We start from the raw sequence: 16,824 nt of genomic DNA on the forward strand, positions 1-16,824 counted from the left end.
TCCGAACGATTACTCGTTCGGACCTTCCTTAAACTACCATACTTTTTATTTTAGCCTCTTTTAAATCGTAAACTGTTGCGTATAGAGCTTGTGATAAAACCCTTGTTTATCTAGCAGCTCGCGATGATTTCCTTCTTCAATAATTTGTCCGTCTTTTAAGACAAGAATTTGATCTGCATTTTCAATCGTTTTAAGGCGGTGGGCAATGACAAAGCTTGTTTTTCCTTTTAATAGATTACTCATTCCTCGTTGAATATCAATTTCTGTTTTTGTATCAATATTGGAAGTAGCTTCGTCTAAAATTAAAATATCACAGTCAGAAAGCATGGCTCGAGCAATCGATAAAAGCTGCTTTTGACCTTCACTTAAATTTCCTCCGCCAGCTGAAATCACGGTATTGTATTGCTGCGGCAAATGTTTGATAAACGAATGAGCATTGGCCATCTTTGCGGCGCTTTTCACTTCTTCATCGCTGGCATCTAACCGGCCAAATCGAATGTTATCCGCAATCGTACCGGAAAATAAATAGGTATCTTGAAGAACGATGCCGATTCGGTTTCGTAAATCATGGATGTTATAGTCACTGATGGAACGTCCGTCAATTTTAATGTCTCCGTTTGAGATGTCATAAAATCGTGTGAGCAAGTTAATGATGGTTGTTTTACCAGAACCTGTCGGACCGACCAAAGCAACCATTTCACCTTTTTTTGCTGTCAGTGTAACATTTTTTAAAATCATTTTTTCATCGTTATAGCCAAATGATACGTTCTCAAAAGCAACGTCCCCTGCAAATTTTGTAACAGAAAGAGCGTTTGGCTTGTTTGTGACGTCCGGCTGCTCATCCATAATCGCAAATACGCGCTCTGCGCCGGCAATAGCTGAAAGAATGGTGTTTACTAAGTTTGCCATTTGACTGATTGGGCGAGAGAACTGACGTGAGTAGTTAACAAATGAAGCGATCATACCAACTGTAACGCTACCTTGAACCGCCATAAATGCTCCTGCTCCGATCACTAGTGCTAAGCCTAAGTTGTTAATAAAGTTTGTGACAGGACCTAAAAAGCCTGAAAATGTTTCCGCTTTTGTGGCTGAACTTCTCAGCTGTTCATTTCGTTCATTAAAAACAGTTAAAAATTCTTTTTCTTTACTAAAAAGCGTAACAACTTCTCCTCCAGAGATAGCTTCTTCTACAAAGCCGTTTAGCTCACCTAAGTCTTTTTGGCGTTTGACAAAATTTTCACTGCTGCGTTTTAATATTTGTCGAACGATTATAACCATCAATGGAATAACAATCAGCGTGATAATGGCAAGAATCCAGTTGAGCGAGAACATCGCAATGGTAATGCCCACTAAAGACAAAATAGAGGACAGAGCCTGAATAACGCTTTGACTCAGAGCGTTGTTTAGATTATCAATATCATTTGTGACTCTGCTCATTAACTCTCCGTGAGCTCGTTTGTCAAAAAAGCGAAGGGAGAGAGTCTGAAGCTTTGCAAATAAATCTTGGCGGAGCATTCCAATAGTTGTAAACGAAACGTTCACCATTAAATAGGTTTGCAGCCATGTTAATAAAGATGTCGTGATATAAATTCCTGCAAGAATAAGGGACATTCGTATCGTCCCGCTGATATCTTTAGGGATAATATGCTCATCAATAATAATCCCAATTAAATAAGGGCCTAATAAATTAAGCAGGGAAGTCACAATAACTAAGATTATCGCAGCCGCAAGCGGAGGTTTTCGTTTCCCCATATATGACCAGATTCTGTACAGTGTTTTTTTCGCATTCTTTGGCTTAACTACAGGGCCTTTCATCATTCCTCTAGGGCCGCGAATAGAGCTCATTTGATTTTTACCTTGATTATTCACTAGGCAACACCTCTTTTCCGCCTTGTGCAAGGTAAATGTCGTAATAAAGAGAGCGATAACGAAGCAATTCTTCATGAGTCCCTTGTTCAGCAATTTTGCCTTCATCCATGACGATAATATGATCAGCGTGGAGAAGAGACGAAATTTTAGAAGCAATGATGATAACGGTCGCATCAGCAAACTCTTCTTTTAAATGTGTTAGTACCTGTGCTTCTGAAACGGCGTCTAATGCCGAAGTTGCATCATCGATGACCAGGATAGCGGGCTTTCTAACAAATGCACGCGCGATTGAAAGACGCTGCTTTTGCCCTCCTGATAAATTGGTCGCCCCTCGCGTTAAAGGATACTCATATCTTTCTGGAAGTTTTTCAATAAACTCCGTTGCGCATGCAAAATCCGCAGCATCTTCAATTTCTGAGGAAGAAGCATGGTCTTTTCCCATTCGAATATTCATATCAATCGTGCCGGTAAACAGCGTAGCTTTTTGAGGAATAAACCCAATGGATGAGCGAAGCGCTTTTACGTCATAGTCCGTAAGGTTTTTTCCATCTACGAAGATTTCGCCGTCATCAGGATCATATAAGCGGGAAATAAGTTTTGCAAGCGTCGACTTTCCGCTTCCAGTAGAGCCGATAATGCCAATGGTTTCCCCGTGTTTAGCAGTAAACGAAATATCTTTTAATACGTTTTCGCCATTTTTACTATAGCTGTATGTAACGTTTTGAAACGATAGATCACCTTTAAGTCTGTTGATTTGAGCAGCAGAGTTTGCTGGAGGGATGTCTATTTTTGTTTTTAAAACAGAATCGATTCGTTCAGCTGAAGGGAATGCGCGTGTAATTTGCATAAGCACCATGCTGCTTGACATAAGTCCGTTTAAAATAATCGTTAAGTAATTAATAAAAGCTAAAATCACACCTGCTTCAATTTTTCCTGTTTCGACTTGAAGTCCTCCCAGCCATAGAGTAGCTACCATTCCGATATTTACGACAAATAAAATAACGGGCATTAAAAGCGAAATAAGCTGAACAGCACTCATATTAGCTCGCGTCAAGGAGCTGTTTGCTTCTTTAAATTGATTGATTTCATATGATTCTCTTACATACGCTTTTACTACACGCATCCCTGATAAATTTTCTTGGACTTTTGTGTTTACACGATCAACGCTTTGCTGAACTTTTTTAAAAAGTTTTCCAGCTTTCGTGATCACAAACCAAATGCATAAAAATAAAATAGGGACGACCACGACGATAATAGGAAACAAAGAACGAGCAGTTAATAACACGATCACAATACTTCCTGCAAAAAGTAAAGGACCTCTAACTAATACTTTTAGCGTCATATTTAATGCGTTTTGAACACTCGTTACATCATTTGTCATGACGGTAATTAAGTGACCAGTCCCTAGTTTGTCTCTGTTGCTGTTTGAGAGGTTTTCAATTTTTTCAAAAAGCGATTTCCGAATATCGGTAGAAAAATTTACTGCCGCTTTTGTGCTAAGGATGGCGCAGACGATACCGGCAGCTAAGCCAATGACTGCTAACATGAGCATAAGGATACTCCGCGTGATAACATATGTTTGATCGTTGTTTGCAATGCCATAATCAATGATATGCTGCATAATAGTAGGCTGAAGAAGGTCAGCTAACACTTCAATTACCATCAATAGCGGGGCAAACAGCGCGAGCCATTTGTAAGGTTTTAAGTAAGGGTACAAAGATTTAATTGTATTCACACATTGTGGCACTCCTTTCTGTAAAAAATATGGTAACATAGAATAAGTTTAGAAGTTTGTTTCAAGCACCATTTATTATACGCCAATGTAAGCAGAAATCCACTTTTTGAGAGGGTCAGGTATGCAATGAATCAAACATTACGAGTACATCATCCGCTTTTTGGATCTTTGTTATATGACTCGGCCTGGGTTGGAGAAAAACAGGTCACTTTCTTTGGACAAAAACAACACGTGTTGCTGACAATTGATGGAGATAAAGAGAAGCCATTTCAAAAACGACAAGAAGAGGCCTTTCAAGCATTTTGGCTTCAAGGTGAATTATTGTTAAAGAGGACGGAAAAAGCTCTTTTTGATTATTATCAACAGGTGCGAGATGAATACAGAACTCAAGTTGAAAAAGACGTGGTAGACTTATTAGTTCCGAATGTGAAAAAGCGAAAAGACATCGGTTTTTTAGTTGAGTGTATTCAAATCTTTGTTCCTGAAGCACGGCATGATACAAGAGAACTTGGTTTGTTTTTTGAATGTACGTGGGAAGAAGAGCATATGTTAGCTGTAAAGTTTAGAAATGAACAAATTGCCGCTATTGGTTTACAAGAAGATTTATTCTAGTAAAAAGCCTTGAAGCAACCTGCTTCAAGGCTTTTGGGCATTAATGTTTGACAGGCTCTTCGATTCCCATACCTGTATTTGCTTTTACTAAAATTTCATCAAATTTCTTTTCGTCTGCTTTTTTAGACGAAAGAAGTGTTCCTATAAAAGCAGCTAAGAAGCCTAGAGGAATAGAGATAATACCAGGGTTTGTTAGCGTGATGAGCGGTTCACCTACAAAGATAGCAGCTCCCGGCTCAGGTGCCCACACGTTTGGACTAATAGCAACTAAAAACAGTGAGCTGAATAGTCCAACCAGCATGCCAGTGACTGCTCCTGCTGTATTGAAACGTTTCCAAAAAATAGTGAGAAGAATAATTGGCAAGTTAGCGCTCGCTGCTACGGCAAAGGCAAGTGCCACTAAAAATGCCACGTTCATGGTTTGAGCAAATAATGCAAGAATAATAGATAAAATGGATACCCCAATAGAAGCCCACCGTGCAGCTACTACCTGTTCTTTTTCAGTAGCAGCTCCTTTACGCAGAATATGACTATAGAAGTCATGCGCGAATGCTGAAGCTGCTGAGAGCACCAGTCCAGCTACAACAGCTAAAATTGTAGCAAATGCTACAGCTGAAACGAACGCAAAAAGAAAGTCTCCGCCAAGAACTTGAGCGAGCAGGGGAGCGGCCATATTTCCTGCTGCATTTGCTTTGATAATATCATCATATCCTACAAAAGCAGCAGCACCGAATCCTAAAAAGATTGTCATAATGTAAAAAACGCCAATGATCCACGTTGCATAAATAACAGACTTTCTTGCGGTGATGGCATCTTTTACTGTGAAGAAACGAATAAGGATATGAGGCAGGCCTGCTGTGCCAAGAACAAGAGCTAAATTCAACGAGATCATGTCCAGCGGATTTTTGAATTTATTTCCTGGATTTAAAAAGCCGTCGCCAAGAGGAGTTGCAGTTTTCATCTCGGAAAACATTTTAGCTAAGCTAAAATCAAATTTTGAAAATACGATAATGGAAATAATGAACGTACCAATCATCAGAAGCAAGGCTTTGACAATCTGCACCCAGCTAGTCGCTGTCATTCCTCCAAATACAACGTAAACCGTCATCAAGACGCCGACAATCAAGACAGAGTACACGTAATCTAACCCAAGTAATAAATGAATTAATGCTCCTGCTCCAACAAGCTGCGCAATCATATAAAAAATGGAAATGGTGATCGTGTTTAACGCAGCAACTCCCCGCACTTTCTTTTCGTTAAAACGAGCTGCGATCATATCTGCCATCGTGTACTTTCCTAAGTTGCGAAGTGGTTCAGCTACAACGTATAACACAACGAGGTAGGCAACTAAAAAGCCGATGCTGTAAAAAAAACCGTCAAATCCAGAAAGCGCTACCATTCCAGCTATGCCTAAAAATGATGCAGCAGACATATAATCTCCGGCAATCGCCATACCGTTTTGCCAGCCGGTTAAACTTCCATCTGCTGTATAAAAGTCACTGGTCGTTTTTGTCCGCTTGGATGCCGCATACGTAATGATTAGCGTAAGACCTACAATGGCTAAAAAAAGTGAAAAAGCTAGTACGTTCATTCATTTAACCCCCTGTTTAATTTGCAGCTTCTTTTTTAATCGTGTCAACAAGTTCATCAAATTTCGAGGCTCTTTTTGTGTATAGAATGCATAGGGTCCAGGTCATCACGAACTGTGCAAAAGCGAATACCCACGCCCAGGTCATAGAAGCAAAAGCTGGTTTGTTTAGGACGGTTGTGTAAGCCGTTAAGATAGGCAAGGTAAAATAAAAAGCAAGAAAAAACAGAGAGAGCGGTAAAATAAAATTGCGTTTTTGTTTTAAAAGCTTTTGAAATGAAGCAGACTGTGCAATTTCTGTGTAATCAGGAGAGGAAGAAGCATTGTTTACCTTCTTTAAAGAATTTTCATTCATCGCCAAGCAGAATTCCCCCTTTAATAATAAATAGATGAAGCGAAAAGCTTCATATCACTTGAATTATATTATTTTCGGAATAAAAAGTAAATTCTGTCTTTTTGTGAGAATGGTAACAGTGTAAGGTTTTTAATATACTGAAGGTTCAAACTAAATGCATACTGCCATAATAAAAAAAGAACAACATTCAATACAAAGGAAAAATCATTCGCAAAAGAAATGTTGAAATTAATCTTTAGTTTCTTTTATATATAAGGCTTTTCTTTATTATTTAAACGTTATTTGTTTGTTTGATCTTTTGAAAAATAAGAGAAGATGATGATAAAATCATAAGCATACAATAATGCTTAGATAGGAAACAGGTTGAGAAAGTACGCTATTATTTAGAGATGGTTATAAATAGACAAGATATTATGAAAGATTTCTATATGAATGATATTTTTTCTTTATAGTAAACAAATCATGTAACTACTTATATAAAAGAGAAAAGGTGAAAGAATGGCATTTGGAATTAAACGCCCGGAACTAAACGCATGGAAAGCAGCTGTTAAGCGAGGAGAGATCGCATTTTTAACTCATTATTGGCTTGATGAGCGTTTTCCACATGCAACTACCGTAACAAAAGTAGGTTGCAGTGACTTAAATAAGCTGATTAAGTGGGGAAAAAAGTATGGTATTCCCGCTAAGTATATTGATAATCGATCCGGCTATCCTCATTTCGATTTACTAGGCGAGCGTCAGAAAGAAATTATGAAAAAGGAAAATCAGCTGGAGCAGCTGAAGCGATTTGAAGAAGTTAACGAGTGAACAGCAAAACTAATTTTAAAAACTGTAAAAAAATTCTATTATTAAGGCTTTTTTTTATGTTTAAATAGAAAAAACAGTGGAATAGATTAAGAAGAACAATTATGTCATGTATTCTCTCGTATAGGGAAAAAACATTAGTTTAGTTTCCTTATTTGATACGATAAAGAGCTTTGTTTTATAATAAAATTGTTGTTCGGATAAAAGGAGGAAGAAGGGCATGTCCGAGGTTGGAACTTTAAAAAAAGGATTAGATATCTTCTCTTTGCTTTTAAACCGTCCGAATATGACTATTCCAGAAATGATGGAAGCGCTCGGTTTTAATAAGAGTACGATGTATCGTCTTGTGAGCACGCTTGAGCAAAATGGATTTATTGTAAGAAACCCGTCTAACCGCTATACGGTTTCACCACAACTGGTGCTGGCACTCGTGCAAAATACGATGCATACGAACTATGAAATGAATTGGCTCTCTGTTCCTGCTATGCAGAAGCTGAGTGAAGAGACCAAAGAGACCATTTACGCGGGAATTCTCCATCATAAACAAATGGTTACAACTCAGGTGGTCAACGGGCAATATAGCACTCGTACGCATTCCGAAGTAGGAAATAAAAAGCCGCTTCATGCAAATGCTATTGGAAAGTGTATTCTTGCTTATCAAGAGGACAGCGTACAAAAATCTATTCTTCATGAACTTTCGCTTGAAGCTTATACAGATCGAACGATTACCGAGCTGGACGAGCTTGAAGCTGATTTGGCTTTAAGTAAGGAAAGAGGATATGCTGTCGATGATGAAGAACGGGAGCCTGGCGTTCGCTGTATTGCAGCCCCTATTTTCAGAAAAGGAAAAATAATGGCGGCTATTGCTTTATCAGGTCCATCTCTTCGTATTTCACAAGAGAAAGACGAAGAACATGCTGCACTTGTTAAACAGTGCGCAGAACAAATTTCACAAGCAATTACTCTTTACGAATAATTCAATAGTAAAAAAGGGGATGAACAGCAACATGGAAAACTTACAATCAACGACGACCTTAGCAAACGGCATTAAAATGCCTTGGTTAGGTTTAGGTGTTTATAAAGTAGAAGATGGTCAAGAAGTGGTAGATTCAGTTAAATATGCAATCAAAGCTGGATATAAAAGCATTGATACGGCTAAAATTTATGAAAATGAAGAAGGTGTGGGACAAGCAATCAAAGAATCAGGAGTTTCTCGCGAAGAACTATTTGTTACATCAAAAGTGTGGAATGCAGATCAAGGATATGACACAACTCTTCAAGCGTTTGAAACAAGCTTAAACAAGCTAGGTCTTGAATATTTAGATTTATACTTAATTCACTGGCCAGTTGAAGATAAGTATAAAGATACGTGGAAAGCACTTGAAAAGCTTTATAAAGACGGGAAAATTCGTGCAATCGGCGTATCAAATTTCCAAGTTCATCATTTAGAAGACTTAATTGCAGATGCAGAAGTTAAGCCGATGGTAAACCAAATCGAACTTCATCCACTTTTAACGCAAACAGAAGTGCGTGAATACTGCAAACAACAAGGAATCCAAGTGGAAGCATGGTCACCGCTTGCACAAGGTGAGCTGCTTGATAACGAAGTGTTAACTCAAATTGCTGAAAAGCACGGAAAATCAACTGCTCAAGTTATCTTACGTTGGGACTTGCAAAACGAAGTAGTAACTATTCCTAAGTCAACAAAAGAACATCGTATTATCCAAAATGCAGACGTATTTGATTTTGAATTAAATGCAGAAGAAGTTGAAAAAATTAACGCATTAAATCAAAATCATCGCGTAGGTCCAGATCCAGATAACTTTGACTTTTAAAGCAAGACTAAAACGTCTTGTAAGATAAATAATAAACAAAGCGCTATTGTCATTCATGCAGTAGCGCTTTGTTTATTAAAAAGTAAATGGGATGGTTGAACAAGGAGGAAAAGTAATGAAGATGTCAGAAAACACTATTTTAATTACGGGCGGAGCATCAGGAATTGGATTGGCGCTTGCAGAACGGTTTTTAAATGAAGGAAATGAAGTTATTATTTGTGGAAGAAGAGAGTCAAAGCTGCAAGAAGCAAAAGAAAAATTCCCTTCATTACATACAAAAGTGTGCGATGTATCAATAGAAGAAAGCAGAGTAGAGCTAGTAAAATGGGCGACTGAAAGTTTCCCGAAATTAAATGTTATTGTGAATAATGCAGGCATTCAGCAGCGCGTAAATCTTTTACACACGCACGAAGAGTGGCCGTATTACGAAAAAGAACTAATGAGTAATGTAAGTGCTCCTATTCATTTAACGTCGTTATTGATTCCTCATTTCGTTCAACAAGAACGTGCTGCGGTTATTAACGTAACGTCTGGGCTGTCTTTAACACCTGGAGCATGGGTGCCAATCTATAGCGCAACAAAAGCGGCGTTAAGGTCGTTTACGATTAGTCTAAGACATCAATTAGAAGAAACGAATACCGAAGTGATAGAAATTCTTCCTCCAGCCGTGAACACGGATTTAGGAGGACCGGGACTTCATACATTTGGAGCACCGCTTGATGACTTTGCTGATTCGATATTTGAAGAATTGAAAAAAGGTAAAATCGAAATTGGCTATGGAGATAGCGCTAAGAGGCTTCATGCTTCCAAAGAAGAAATTGAGAAAGCTACAGCACAGGCTTGGAATGGATTTTTGAAAAATAATCCTGAATTTTAAAGGCAGCAAACAAAAAGCTTCCTAAGCTCGTCAATAGTAGCGGGTCCTAAAAAGCGTGTGTCCATAAAATAAATGAACACACGCTTTTTAGTATTAACGATCCACAGTTTGTCTAATGCGTTTTTCCATTTTTTCAAGCATGCGGAGGTACTCATCCTGTTCTTCAGGAGTTAGAGCAAAAAGCATGTCTTGCCAAAATAAATTTCGCTGCTCAATTACATAGTTCACTAATGTTTCGCCAGCCTCTGTTAAGGATATCCATACAATTCGGCGGTCTTTTTGGTCACGTACGCGCTTAATGAGTGCATCATCTTCTAATTGATTTAATAAGATGGTAGTAGCGCCGGAGGTTAGCTTTAGATTTGAAGAAATTTCGGCTACCATACGTTTAGAGCTGACTCCAATGAATTTTAGAATTAAAAATTTCGTAATGGTCAAATTATAGGGCTGCTCACTGATTTTATCTTCCAAGAGCTTTCGCTTGAGTTCAAATAATGAGGTTTTAACTTGGTCAAGTTTTTCTAGTTTATCTATTAACTGCTGATCCATTATAATCACCTTTTCTTTATCATTATAGGTGTTAAACAATTGCTGCTAGTTACCTATTGTGGTTTATGTATATAGGGAGTTTGTTCCAAAAAAAGAAGCTGTTTTTGTGTATAACCCTATGCTTATATATCTAACTTTAAAGTAAAGTAAAGTACTTGTAAAGAAACCAAAACTTTTAAGTTGTATTTCAGTTAAAGATGTAGTAAAGTATTCAGTCGGGAAAACTTTATGAAACATAAATGTTTAGTTTTAAAAATAAATTAAAATCAAAGTTATTTACAACTAAATATCTTTGTGATAAAGTTATCTAGCGTAATACTTAACTGAATGAAATATTAAGGAGGTAAAATAAATGTCAAGAGGGCGTTTAATTTTAATGAACTTTATCGGAATTATTGTAGTATTAGCTTTAATTATTGGTGGGGGATACTATTATATTCAAAAATCTAATTATGTATCCACAGACAATGCAAAAGTGTCCGGCGACCTTTATACAGTAGTAGCGCCAGCGGCAGGTAAAGTAGCAAGCTGGAACATTGAAGAAGGTAAAGATGTTTCAAAAGATGATGAGGTAGCTAAAATCCAATCAGAAGATGGAGAAAAAACAGTTACAGTACCAGAAGACGGTAAAATCATCAAAACACAGGTAAAAGAAAATCAAATGGTTCAAGCTGGTCAACAAATTGCTAGCGAAGTAGATATGAATAACTTATTCATCATTGCAAACATTAAAGAAGACAAATTGAAAGATATTGAAGCTGGCGATGACGTTGATGTAACAGTTGACGGAGATACTAAAACAACAATCGATGGAAAAGTAGAAGAAATCGGTTATGCAACAAACTCAATTTTCTCATTAATGCCAAGTTCTAATTCAGACGGAAACTATACGAAAGTATCACAAACAGTTCCTGTTAAAATCTCTATTTCTAACTACTCTGAAAACGTACTACCAGGTATGAACGCAGAAGTTAAAATCTCTAAAAACTAAGAACGTACATGATTAAGAAGAGAAGAAAGGAGGAAGGAACTGATGTCAGCAAACACGATACAACCAGAGGAAAGCTCAGTTAAAAAGCATATTCCGCTGCTAGTCGTACTTATGCTTGGATTGTTCTTAGCAATTTTAAACCAAACGCTGCTAAACGTTGCGATCCCGCATCTGATTACAGAGTTTGGCGTTACGGCTAATACGGCACAGTGGTTGCTTACAGGATATATGCTTGTAAATGGTGCACTTATTCCATTATCAGCCTATTTAATTGAACGTTTTGGCGTTCGTCGCTTATTCTTATTTGCAATGGCCTGCTTTACAATAGGGGCACTTGTCTGCGGAATTGCGCCGACTTTCTCGATTATGCTAATTGGACGTCTTGTTCAAGCAGTCGGAGGCGGAGTACTAGCACCTCTAGTTATGACCATTATCGTATTTATTTTCCCTCCTCATATGCGCGGAAAAGGAATGGGTATCTTTGGTTTAGCCATGATGTTCGCTCCGGCAATTGGACCGACGCTTTCCGGATGGGTTATTCAAAACTATGACTGGCACATTTTATTTACGGGAATGGTGCCACTAGGTGCGCTCGTACTTATTATTGCAGCTTTTAAATTAAAAGATATTAAACCGCCTCAAAATGTAAAAGTAGATCTAATTTCTGTGTTTACATCTCTTGCAGGTATGGCTTTACTTCTATACGGATTCAGTGAAGCTGGAAACGATGGCTGGACGGATTCAGTTGTATTGTCAACGATGATTGGCGGTATTGTCTTATTAATCATCTTTGTCGTGCAGCAGCTTCGACTTAAGAGTCCATTACTTGATGTGAGAGTATTTAAATACAGTATTTTCTCATTATCTAATATCATTAGTATTGCCATTACAATTAGCATGTATGCTGGTATGTTCTTATTGCCAATTTACTTGCAAAACATTCGTGGCTATTCAGCATTTGATTCAGGTTTATTAATCTTGCCTGGTGCACTTGTCATGTTAGTTATGTCACCGATTTCTGGTACGCTGTTTGATAAATTAGGACCGCGTCCACTAGGGATTGTCGGGATGTTGATTACGGTTGTGACAACATTTGAATTTACAAAATTAACGCTTGAAACACCGTTTAGTCATATTGTTATTATTTATATGATCCGTGCATTCGGTATGTCATTATTGATGATGCCAATTATGACGGCTGGTTTAAATCAGCTGCCGGCAAAATTAAGCAGCCATGGTACATCAATGGCGAACACGCTTCGTCAGGTGAGTGGTTCAATCGGTATCAGTTTAATGACTACAATCTTTACAAATCGCACAACATATCATGTGAATGAAATGAGCAGTTCCATGACTACATCCGATCCATTCTTTATGAATAACTTCCAGGTATTTGTTCAAAAGATTGCTCAAACGCTTCACCTTTCTCAAACTGAGGCCCAAAAACAAGCTTTAACAACATTAGCTGGAAAAGTTCAAGCGCAAGCAACTGTACAAGGAATTAACGACGCGTTTTATTGGACAGTTATTATTGCCATTATTGGATTGATTTTAAGTTTCTTCCTACGTGATGTTCGTAAAGATGCAGTAGTAGAAGTGGAAGAGACAGAAAAAGAAACAACAGACGATATTCGTATGTTACCGGCACCAAAAGATATGAACTCATAAGTAACGGAGGGATAAAGGATGAAAATTTGTATCGTATATGATAGTGAAGGCGGACATACAGAGGCATTAGCAAAAGCAATTGCTTCTGGCGCGGAGCTGTCTGGAGAAGCAACTGTATATGTAAAGCATGTCGAAGATGCAGATGTACGTGAACTGCCTGAAATGGATGCTATTATTTGGGGTTGCCCAGGGCATTTTGGAACAATCAGTTCAGGGTTAAAAACGTGGATTGATAAATTAGGTTATTTATGGGCAGAAGGTAAATTAATTGATAAAGTAGGTGCGGTGTTCTGTACAACAGCTACAACGCACGGTGGCTTAGAAGCAACGCTTTTAAATTTAATTACACCGATGCTTCATCAAGGAATGGTTATCGCTGGCTTACCAGGTAACATTCCAGAAAATGCGCTGTACGGTACTTATTACGGTGTGGGAATTACTTGTCCAATCGAAGGTGACGAATTATTAACAGAGAACGACCAAGCGCTAGGTAAAGCATTAGGAGAACGTGTTGTTCAAGTGACTAAACGAATGACACAAGGACAGTAGGTGACAGTATGTTAGGTATTTTACTGATCGTTGTAGCTGTGATTCTGGTTGTACTAATTATTACAATGAATGCTAAAGCATCATCTTCTAAGCGCCAGCGTACAGTTCCACCTAAAAAAGAAGCGGCTTCTTCAAATGCTCCTAAAGAGCCAAAAGTAGAAGAGAAAAAAGTAGCAGAAGAAAAACCTGCAGCACCAAAAGAAACACCAAAAGAAGAGCCAAAAGAGCCGCAGGCTAAGACGGAAACAAGAACATCTAGACATAAGAAAGAAAAAGATGTCATGAACGATGATATGTATCGTCAAGTGCTGCAAAAGTTTAGAGAAGGCGAAAAAGACGACACGGTTTTTACAAAAGAAGAACGTGACGTTATGAATGATGACGCTTTTCGTAAGGCTTTAAGATCGTTTAAGAAAAACGATAGTGAATGAGTTTCTTCTATTATAATAGTACGGAATAAAATAGATAGAAAATAGGTTATAAGCATTCCGCGAAACCAGCCGCTCTCCCCAGGTTCGGTTTCGCTTGGAGTGCAGCAGGGGGCTGACATGTTAACATCGACTCCCTGATTATAAGAAAGGGGACGTCAAAACATGGAGCAGCTCACATTTATTGAAGAGGTCCAGAGAATTTCGATATCCCTTAACAAAAAGGTAATGACAGAGATAAAAGAAAGGTTACTTTCACAAGGGATTACACCTTTTCAATATCATATCTTATTAATTATCGGTAAGTGCAGTCACATTGGGGTAACCAAGCTGGCAGAAGAGATGCGCGTAAAGCCTAGTGCAATTACTCCTGTTATTAATCGTTTAATAGACTTAGAGTTAGTTTCACGCTATCACTCTAAAGAAGATCGCCGTAAAGTAAACATTGAGTTAACAGCTAAAGGTGAACAAGTGATTGAAGAAGCAAATGAAATTGTGCAAAAGATGATTGCTCATTTCTTTTCTTGCTATGAACCGAAAGATCAAGAGCAATTTTTGAAATTATTTAAGAAACTAGACGCTAATATCTAATGAAAGAAAAATCACTTCTTAATGAAGTGATTTTTTTTAATAAAAAGATTGTCAACTTCACTTTTCCATGTTATTATTTGTGTAAACGGTTACATATATGAAGGGAGGGAAATAAAGTGGTAACAATTCGCGATGTAGCAAAAGAAGCAGGCGTGTCCGTTGCGACCGTTTCGCGCGTTTTAAACAGTACAGGATATGTAAAAGAAGACACGCGTGTGCGAGTAATGAATACAATTCAAAAATTAAACTACAGCCCTAACGAGGTAGCCCGTTCGCTTTATACACGTGAATCGCGTTTGATTGGGCTCTTGCTTCCAGACATTACAAACCCTTTTTTCCCTCAGCTTGCACGAGGAATAGAAGATGAAGTACATAGCCATGGATTTCGTTTAATTCTTGGCAATAGTGATGAGCAGTTAGAGAAAGAATTAACCTATCTCCAAACGTTTACGCAAAACCATGTAGTAGGAATGATCACGGCAACAACAAGTCTAGCTCAGAAACTATATGAAGGTCTTACATTTCCCGTCGTGTTTTTAGATAGAAGTTCTGATCAGTATCCGTCCGTTTATGCTGATGGTTTTGAAGGTGGAAAACTTGCTGCAGAAGAAATAATCAAAAGAGGAAGTAAAAGAATTACACTTATCAAAGGTCCAGTAAATGTAAAGCCTGCCCAGGAACGTTTTCAAGGCTCTCTGTCTGTTTTGAGTCAGTCTGATGCAGACTTTTACGTATTAAATACAAATTCTCTAGCGTTTGACGATGCGCAGAAATGGGCAAAGGAAATCTTTCAAAAGTACCCGGAAACGGACGGGATTATTGCAAGTAATGATATTGTAGCCACAGCCGTTTTACACGAGGCATTTCGATTAGAAAAAAGCGTGCCCGATGATCTGCAAGTAATTGGTTTTGATGATATTCCGCAAAGCCGCTTTTCGTTTCCAGCGCTGTCTACAATTCGTCAGCCTGCTTATGAAATGGGCAAGCAAGCAGCAGGTCTGTTAATGAAATGTATTAAGAAAGAACCTTTAATTCAAAAGCAAGTACAACTACCCGTTACGTTTATTGAACGAAATACGACACGAAAGGTTGAGGAACATGGCTAAAGTAACTGTGATTGGAAGTTCATCAATGGATTTAGTAGTAACATCAAATATTCGTCCTGGAGCTGGAGAAACAGTGTTAGGAGAATCATTCAAAACCGTTCCTGGAGGAAAAGGAGCGAACCAAGCTGTTGCAGCAGCCCGTCTTGGAGCTGATGTGAGTATGATTGGGTGTGTGGGCGAAGATCATTACGGAAAAGCAATTCTGGAGAATTTCAAATCAAACGGTGTATCCGTAAAAAATGTGAAACCGGTTACAGATTCAGATAGCGGAACAGCTCACATTATACTCGCTGAAGGAGATAACAGCATTGTAGTTGTCAAAGGAGCAAACGATTATATTACTCCAGACTACGTAGAAAAAGCAAAAGAAAAAATTAAAGAAGCAGATATCGTACTTATTCAGCAAGAGATTCCAGAAGAAACGGTTGAATATGTTGCTCAGCTTTGTCAGGAACTTAAAGTACCGCTTTTGTTAAATCCAGCGCCTGCAAGACCATTAAAAGCAGAAGTGATTGAACAAGTTTCTTACATCACTCCAAATGAACATGAAGCAGAGCTTTTATTTGAAGGAAAAGAAAAAGAAGAAGTATTAAAACAGTATCCAAATAAATTGTTTATTACAGAAGGAAAAGAAGGTGTACGCTATTTTAACGGCGAGAAAGAAGTATTGGTTCCTTCTTATCAAGTAGAAACGATTGATACAACAGGAGCAGGAGATACATTTAACGCAGCGCTTGCCGTGGCACTTGCCGAAGGAATGGGTTTTGAAAAAGGAATTCAGTTTGCTAATCGCGCAGCTTCGCTATCTGTCACTAAATTTGGTGCACAAGGCGGTATGCCGACTCGAAAAGAAGTGGAGGAGAGTCTGTAAATGAAACGTCACGGAATGATTAACAGTCATATTACGAAAATACTAACAGATCTAGGTCATACAGACACTATTGTCATTGCAGATGCAGGATTACCTGTTCCGAGTGACGTGCCTAAAATTGATTTATCTTTAAAGCTAGGAGTGCCTAGCTTTGAAGATGTAGTAGTAGCTGTGTTAGAAGATATGGCTACAGAAAAAATAGTGATTGCTTCTGAGATGAAAGAAAGAAATCAAAAGGCTTACGAGTTGATGGAAAAGCAAAACATCTTAGTAGAAGAAGTATCGCATGAACAATTAAAAATGCTGACAAGCAAAGCGAAAGTTGTGATTCGTACAGGAGAAGCAACTCCTTATGCAAACTGCATTTTACAAGCGGGAGTTATTTTTTAAAAGAGG

The 16,824-nt window shown here is 38.2% G+C and carries 18 protein-coding genes; 13 read left to right on the forward strand and 5 right to left on the reverse strand.

Annotated elements, in window-relative coordinates; all coding sequences use genetic code 11:
- Positions 1-60: 60 nt before the first annotated feature.
- Entirely contained in the window at positions 61-1,845 is a 1,785-nt protein-coding gene (locus AC2YJL_RS19795) for an ABC transporter ATP-binding protein (protein ID WP_195697115.1), read from the reverse strand.
- A 16-nt stretch (positions 1,846-1,861) separates the two neighbouring features.
- Positions 1,862-3,604 (reverse strand): ABC transporter ATP-binding protein, encoded by a 1,743-nt coding sequence (locus AC2YJL_RS19800; protein ID WP_308201937.1) that lies wholly within the window; start codon positions 3,602-3,604, stop codon positions 1,862-1,864.
- Positions 3,605-3,730: 126 nt separating this feature from the next.
- Here AC2YJL_RS19800 and AC2YJL_RS19805 point away from each other — a divergent pair, with 126 nt between their 5' ends.
- A complete protein-coding gene (locus tag AC2YJL_RS19805; protein WP_195695246.1) occupies positions 3,731-4,216 on the forward strand; it encodes a DUF6985 domain-containing protein in 486 nt (161 codons plus the stop codon).
- A gap of 40 nt (positions 4,217-4,256) precedes the next feature.
- On the opposite strand, the gene AC2YJL_RS19810 is transcribed toward AC2YJL_RS19805, so the two are convergent.
- Both AC2YJL_RS19810 and AC2YJL_RS19815 read right to left on the reverse strand, forming a co-directional pair.
- Complete coding sequence (locus AC2YJL_RS19810) at positions 4,257-5,807, reverse strand: solute symporter family protein (protein ID WP_195695245.1); 1,551 nt, start codon at positions 5,805-5,807, stop codon at positions 4,257-4,259.
- A 16-nt stretch (positions 5,808-5,823) separates the two neighbouring features.
- Entirely contained in the window at positions 5,824-6,159 is a 336-nt protein-coding gene (locus tag AC2YJL_RS19815; protein ID WP_034655296.1) for a DUF485 domain-containing protein, read from the reverse strand.
- A gap of 498 nt (positions 6,160-6,657) precedes the next feature.
- Between AC2YJL_RS19815 and AC2YJL_RS19820 the strand changes: the two genes are divergently transcribed.
- From AC2YJL_RS19820 to AC2YJL_RS19835, 4 genes are all read left to right on the forward strand, one after another.
- Positions 6,658-6,966 (forward strand): hypothetical protein, encoded by a 309-nt coding sequence (locus AC2YJL_RS19820; RefSeq protein ID WP_013055618.1) that lies wholly within the window; start codon positions 6,658-6,660, stop codon positions 6,964-6,966.
- Between the two features lie 217 nt (positions 6,967-7,183).
- Positions 7,184-7,939 carry an IclR family transcriptional regulator gene (locus tag AC2YJL_RS19825; protein WP_014461387.1) on the forward strand — a complete coding sequence of 252 codons (756 nt, stop codon included), beginning with the start codon at positions 7,184-7,186 and terminating at the stop codon, positions 7,937-7,939.
- A gap of 31 nt (positions 7,940-7,970) precedes the next feature.
- Positions 7,971-8,798, forward strand: a complete 828-nt coding sequence (locus AC2YJL_RS19830; protein WP_251567245.1) for an aldo/keto reductase — start codon at positions 7,971-7,973, stop codon at positions 8,796-8,798.
- Positions 8,799-8,913: 115 nt separating this feature from the next.
- On the forward strand, positions 8,914-9,675 hold the full coding sequence (locus AC2YJL_RS19835) for an SDR family oxidoreductase (RefSeq protein WP_195695243.1): 762 nt from the start codon (positions 8,914-8,916) through the stop codon (positions 9,673-9,675).
- A 93-nt stretch (positions 9,676-9,768) separates the two neighbouring features.
- Here AC2YJL_RS19835 and AC2YJL_RS19840 read toward each other — a convergent pair whose 3' ends face one another.
- A complete protein-coding gene (locus AC2YJL_RS19840; protein ID WP_016763199.1) occupies positions 9,769-10,224 on the reverse strand; it encodes a MarR family winged helix-turn-helix transcriptional regulator in 456 nt (151 codons plus the stop codon).
- A 352-nt stretch (positions 10,225-10,576) separates the two neighbouring features.
- Here AC2YJL_RS19840 and AC2YJL_RS19845 point away from each other — a divergent pair, with 352 nt between their 5' ends.
- The 8 genes from AC2YJL_RS19845 to rbsD all read left to right on the forward strand — a co-directional run bounded on the left by AC2YJL_RS19845 (position 10,577) and on the right by rbsD (position 16,818).
- Positions 10,577-11,215 (forward strand): biotin/lipoyl-containing protein, encoded by a 639-nt coding sequence (locus AC2YJL_RS19845; RefSeq protein WP_028412179.1) that lies wholly within the window; start codon positions 10,577-10,579, stop codon positions 11,213-11,215.
- A gap of 42 nt (positions 11,216-11,257) precedes the next feature.
- Positions 11,258-12,883, forward strand: coding sequence for a DHA2 family efflux MFS transporter permease subunit (locus tag AC2YJL_RS19850; RefSeq protein ID WP_195695242.1), 1,626 nt, complete (start codon positions 11,258-11,260; stop codon positions 12,881-12,883).
- Between the two features lie 18 nt (positions 12,884-12,901).
- Positions 12,902-13,432, forward strand: coding sequence for an NAD(P)H-dependent oxidoreductase (locus tag AC2YJL_RS19855; protein ID WP_195695241.1), 531 nt, complete (start codon positions 12,902-12,904; stop codon positions 13,430-13,432).
- Between the two features lie 8 nt (positions 13,433-13,440).
- Positions 13,441-13,863 (forward strand): hypothetical protein, encoded by a 423-nt coding sequence (locus AC2YJL_RS19860; protein WP_230931865.1) that lies wholly within the window; start codon positions 13,441-13,443, stop codon positions 13,861-13,863.
- A gap of 162 nt (positions 13,864-14,025) precedes the next feature.
- Positions 14,026-14,451, forward strand: coding sequence for a MarR family winged helix-turn-helix transcriptional regulator (locus AC2YJL_RS19865; protein ID WP_013055628.1), 426 nt, complete (start codon positions 14,026-14,028; stop codon positions 14,449-14,451).
- A 116-nt stretch (positions 14,452-14,567) separates the two neighbouring features.
- Complete coding sequence (locus tag AC2YJL_RS19870) at positions 14,568-15,557, forward strand: LacI family DNA-binding transcriptional regulator (protein WP_013081939.1); 990 nt, start codon at positions 14,568-14,570, stop codon at positions 15,555-15,557.
- Entirely contained in the window at positions 15,550-16,428 is an 879-nt protein-coding gene (rbsK, locus tag AC2YJL_RS19875) for a ribokinase (protein ID WP_251567246.1), read from the forward strand. The genes AC2YJL_RS19870 and rbsK overlap by 8 nt, the downstream gene beginning before the upstream one ends.
- A complete protein-coding gene (rbsD, locus tag AC2YJL_RS19880; protein WP_013055631.1) occupies positions 16,429-16,818 on the forward strand; it encodes a D-ribose pyranase in 390 nt (129 codons plus the stop codon).
- The last annotated feature ends 6 nt before the right edge of the window (positions 16,819-16,824 follow it).

This window comes from Priestia sp. SRI_019, from assembly GCF_057586255.1.

Coding starts and splice junctions, on each gene's coding strand:
- AC2YJL_RS19810 (WP_195695245.1), bottom strand. CDS start 5,807: ATGAACGTACTAGCTTTTTCACTTTTTTTAGCCATTGTAGGTCTTACG.
- AC2YJL_RS19820 (WP_013055618.1), top strand. CDS start 6,658: ATGGCATTTGGAATTAAACGCCCGGAACTAAACGCATGGAAAGCAGCT.
- AC2YJL_RS19845 (WP_028412179.1), top strand. CDS start 10,577: ATGTCAAGAGGGCGTTTAATTTTAATGAACTTTATCGGAATTATTGTA.
- AC2YJL_RS19855 (WP_195695241.1), top strand. CDS start 12,902: ATGAAAATTTGTATCGTATATGATAGTGAAGGCGGACATACAGAGGCA.
- rbsD (WP_013055631.1), top strand. CDS start 16,429: ATGAAACGTCACGGAATGATTAACAGTCATATTACGAAAATACTAACA.
- AC2YJL_RS19830 (WP_251567245.1), top strand. CDS start 7,971: ATGGAAAACTTACAATCAACGACGACCTTAGCAAACGGCATTAAAATG.
- AC2YJL_RS19815 (WP_034655296.1), bottom strand. CDS start 6,159: ATGAATGAAAATTCTTTAAAGAAGGTAAACAATGCTTCTTCCTCTCCT.
- AC2YJL_RS19865 (WP_013055628.1), top strand. CDS start 14,026: ATGGAGCAGCTCACATTTATTGAAGAGGTCCAGAGAATTTCGATATCC.
- AC2YJL_RS19835 (WP_195695243.1), top strand. CDS start 8,914: ATGAAGATGTCAGAAAACACTATTTTAATTACGGGCGGAGCATCAGGA.
- AC2YJL_RS19825 (WP_014461387.1), top strand. CDS start 7,184: ATGTCCGAGGTTGGAACTTTAAAAAAAGGATTAGATATCTTCTCTTTG.
- AC2YJL_RS19850 (WP_195695242.1), top strand. CDS start 11,258: ATGTCAGCAAACACGATACAACCAGAGGAAAGCTCAGTTAAAAAGCAT.
- AC2YJL_RS19840 (WP_016763199.1), bottom strand. CDS start 10,224: ATGGATCAGCAGTTAATAGATAAACTAGAAAAACTTGACCAAGTTAAA.
- AC2YJL_RS19860 (WP_230931865.1), top strand. CDS start 13,441: ATGTTAGGTATTTTACTGATCGTTGTAGCTGTGATTCTGGTTGTACTA.
- rbsK (WP_251567246.1), top strand. CDS start 15,550: ATGGCTAAAGTAACTGTGATTGGAAGTTCATCAATGGATTTAGTAGTA.
- AC2YJL_RS19805 (WP_195695246.1), top strand. CDS start 3,731: ATGAATCAAACATTACGAGTACATCATCCGCTTTTTGGATCTTTGTTA.
- AC2YJL_RS19795 (WP_195697115.1), bottom strand. CDS start 1,845: ATGAGCTCTATTCGCGGCCCTAGAGGAATGATGAAAGGCCCTGTAGTT.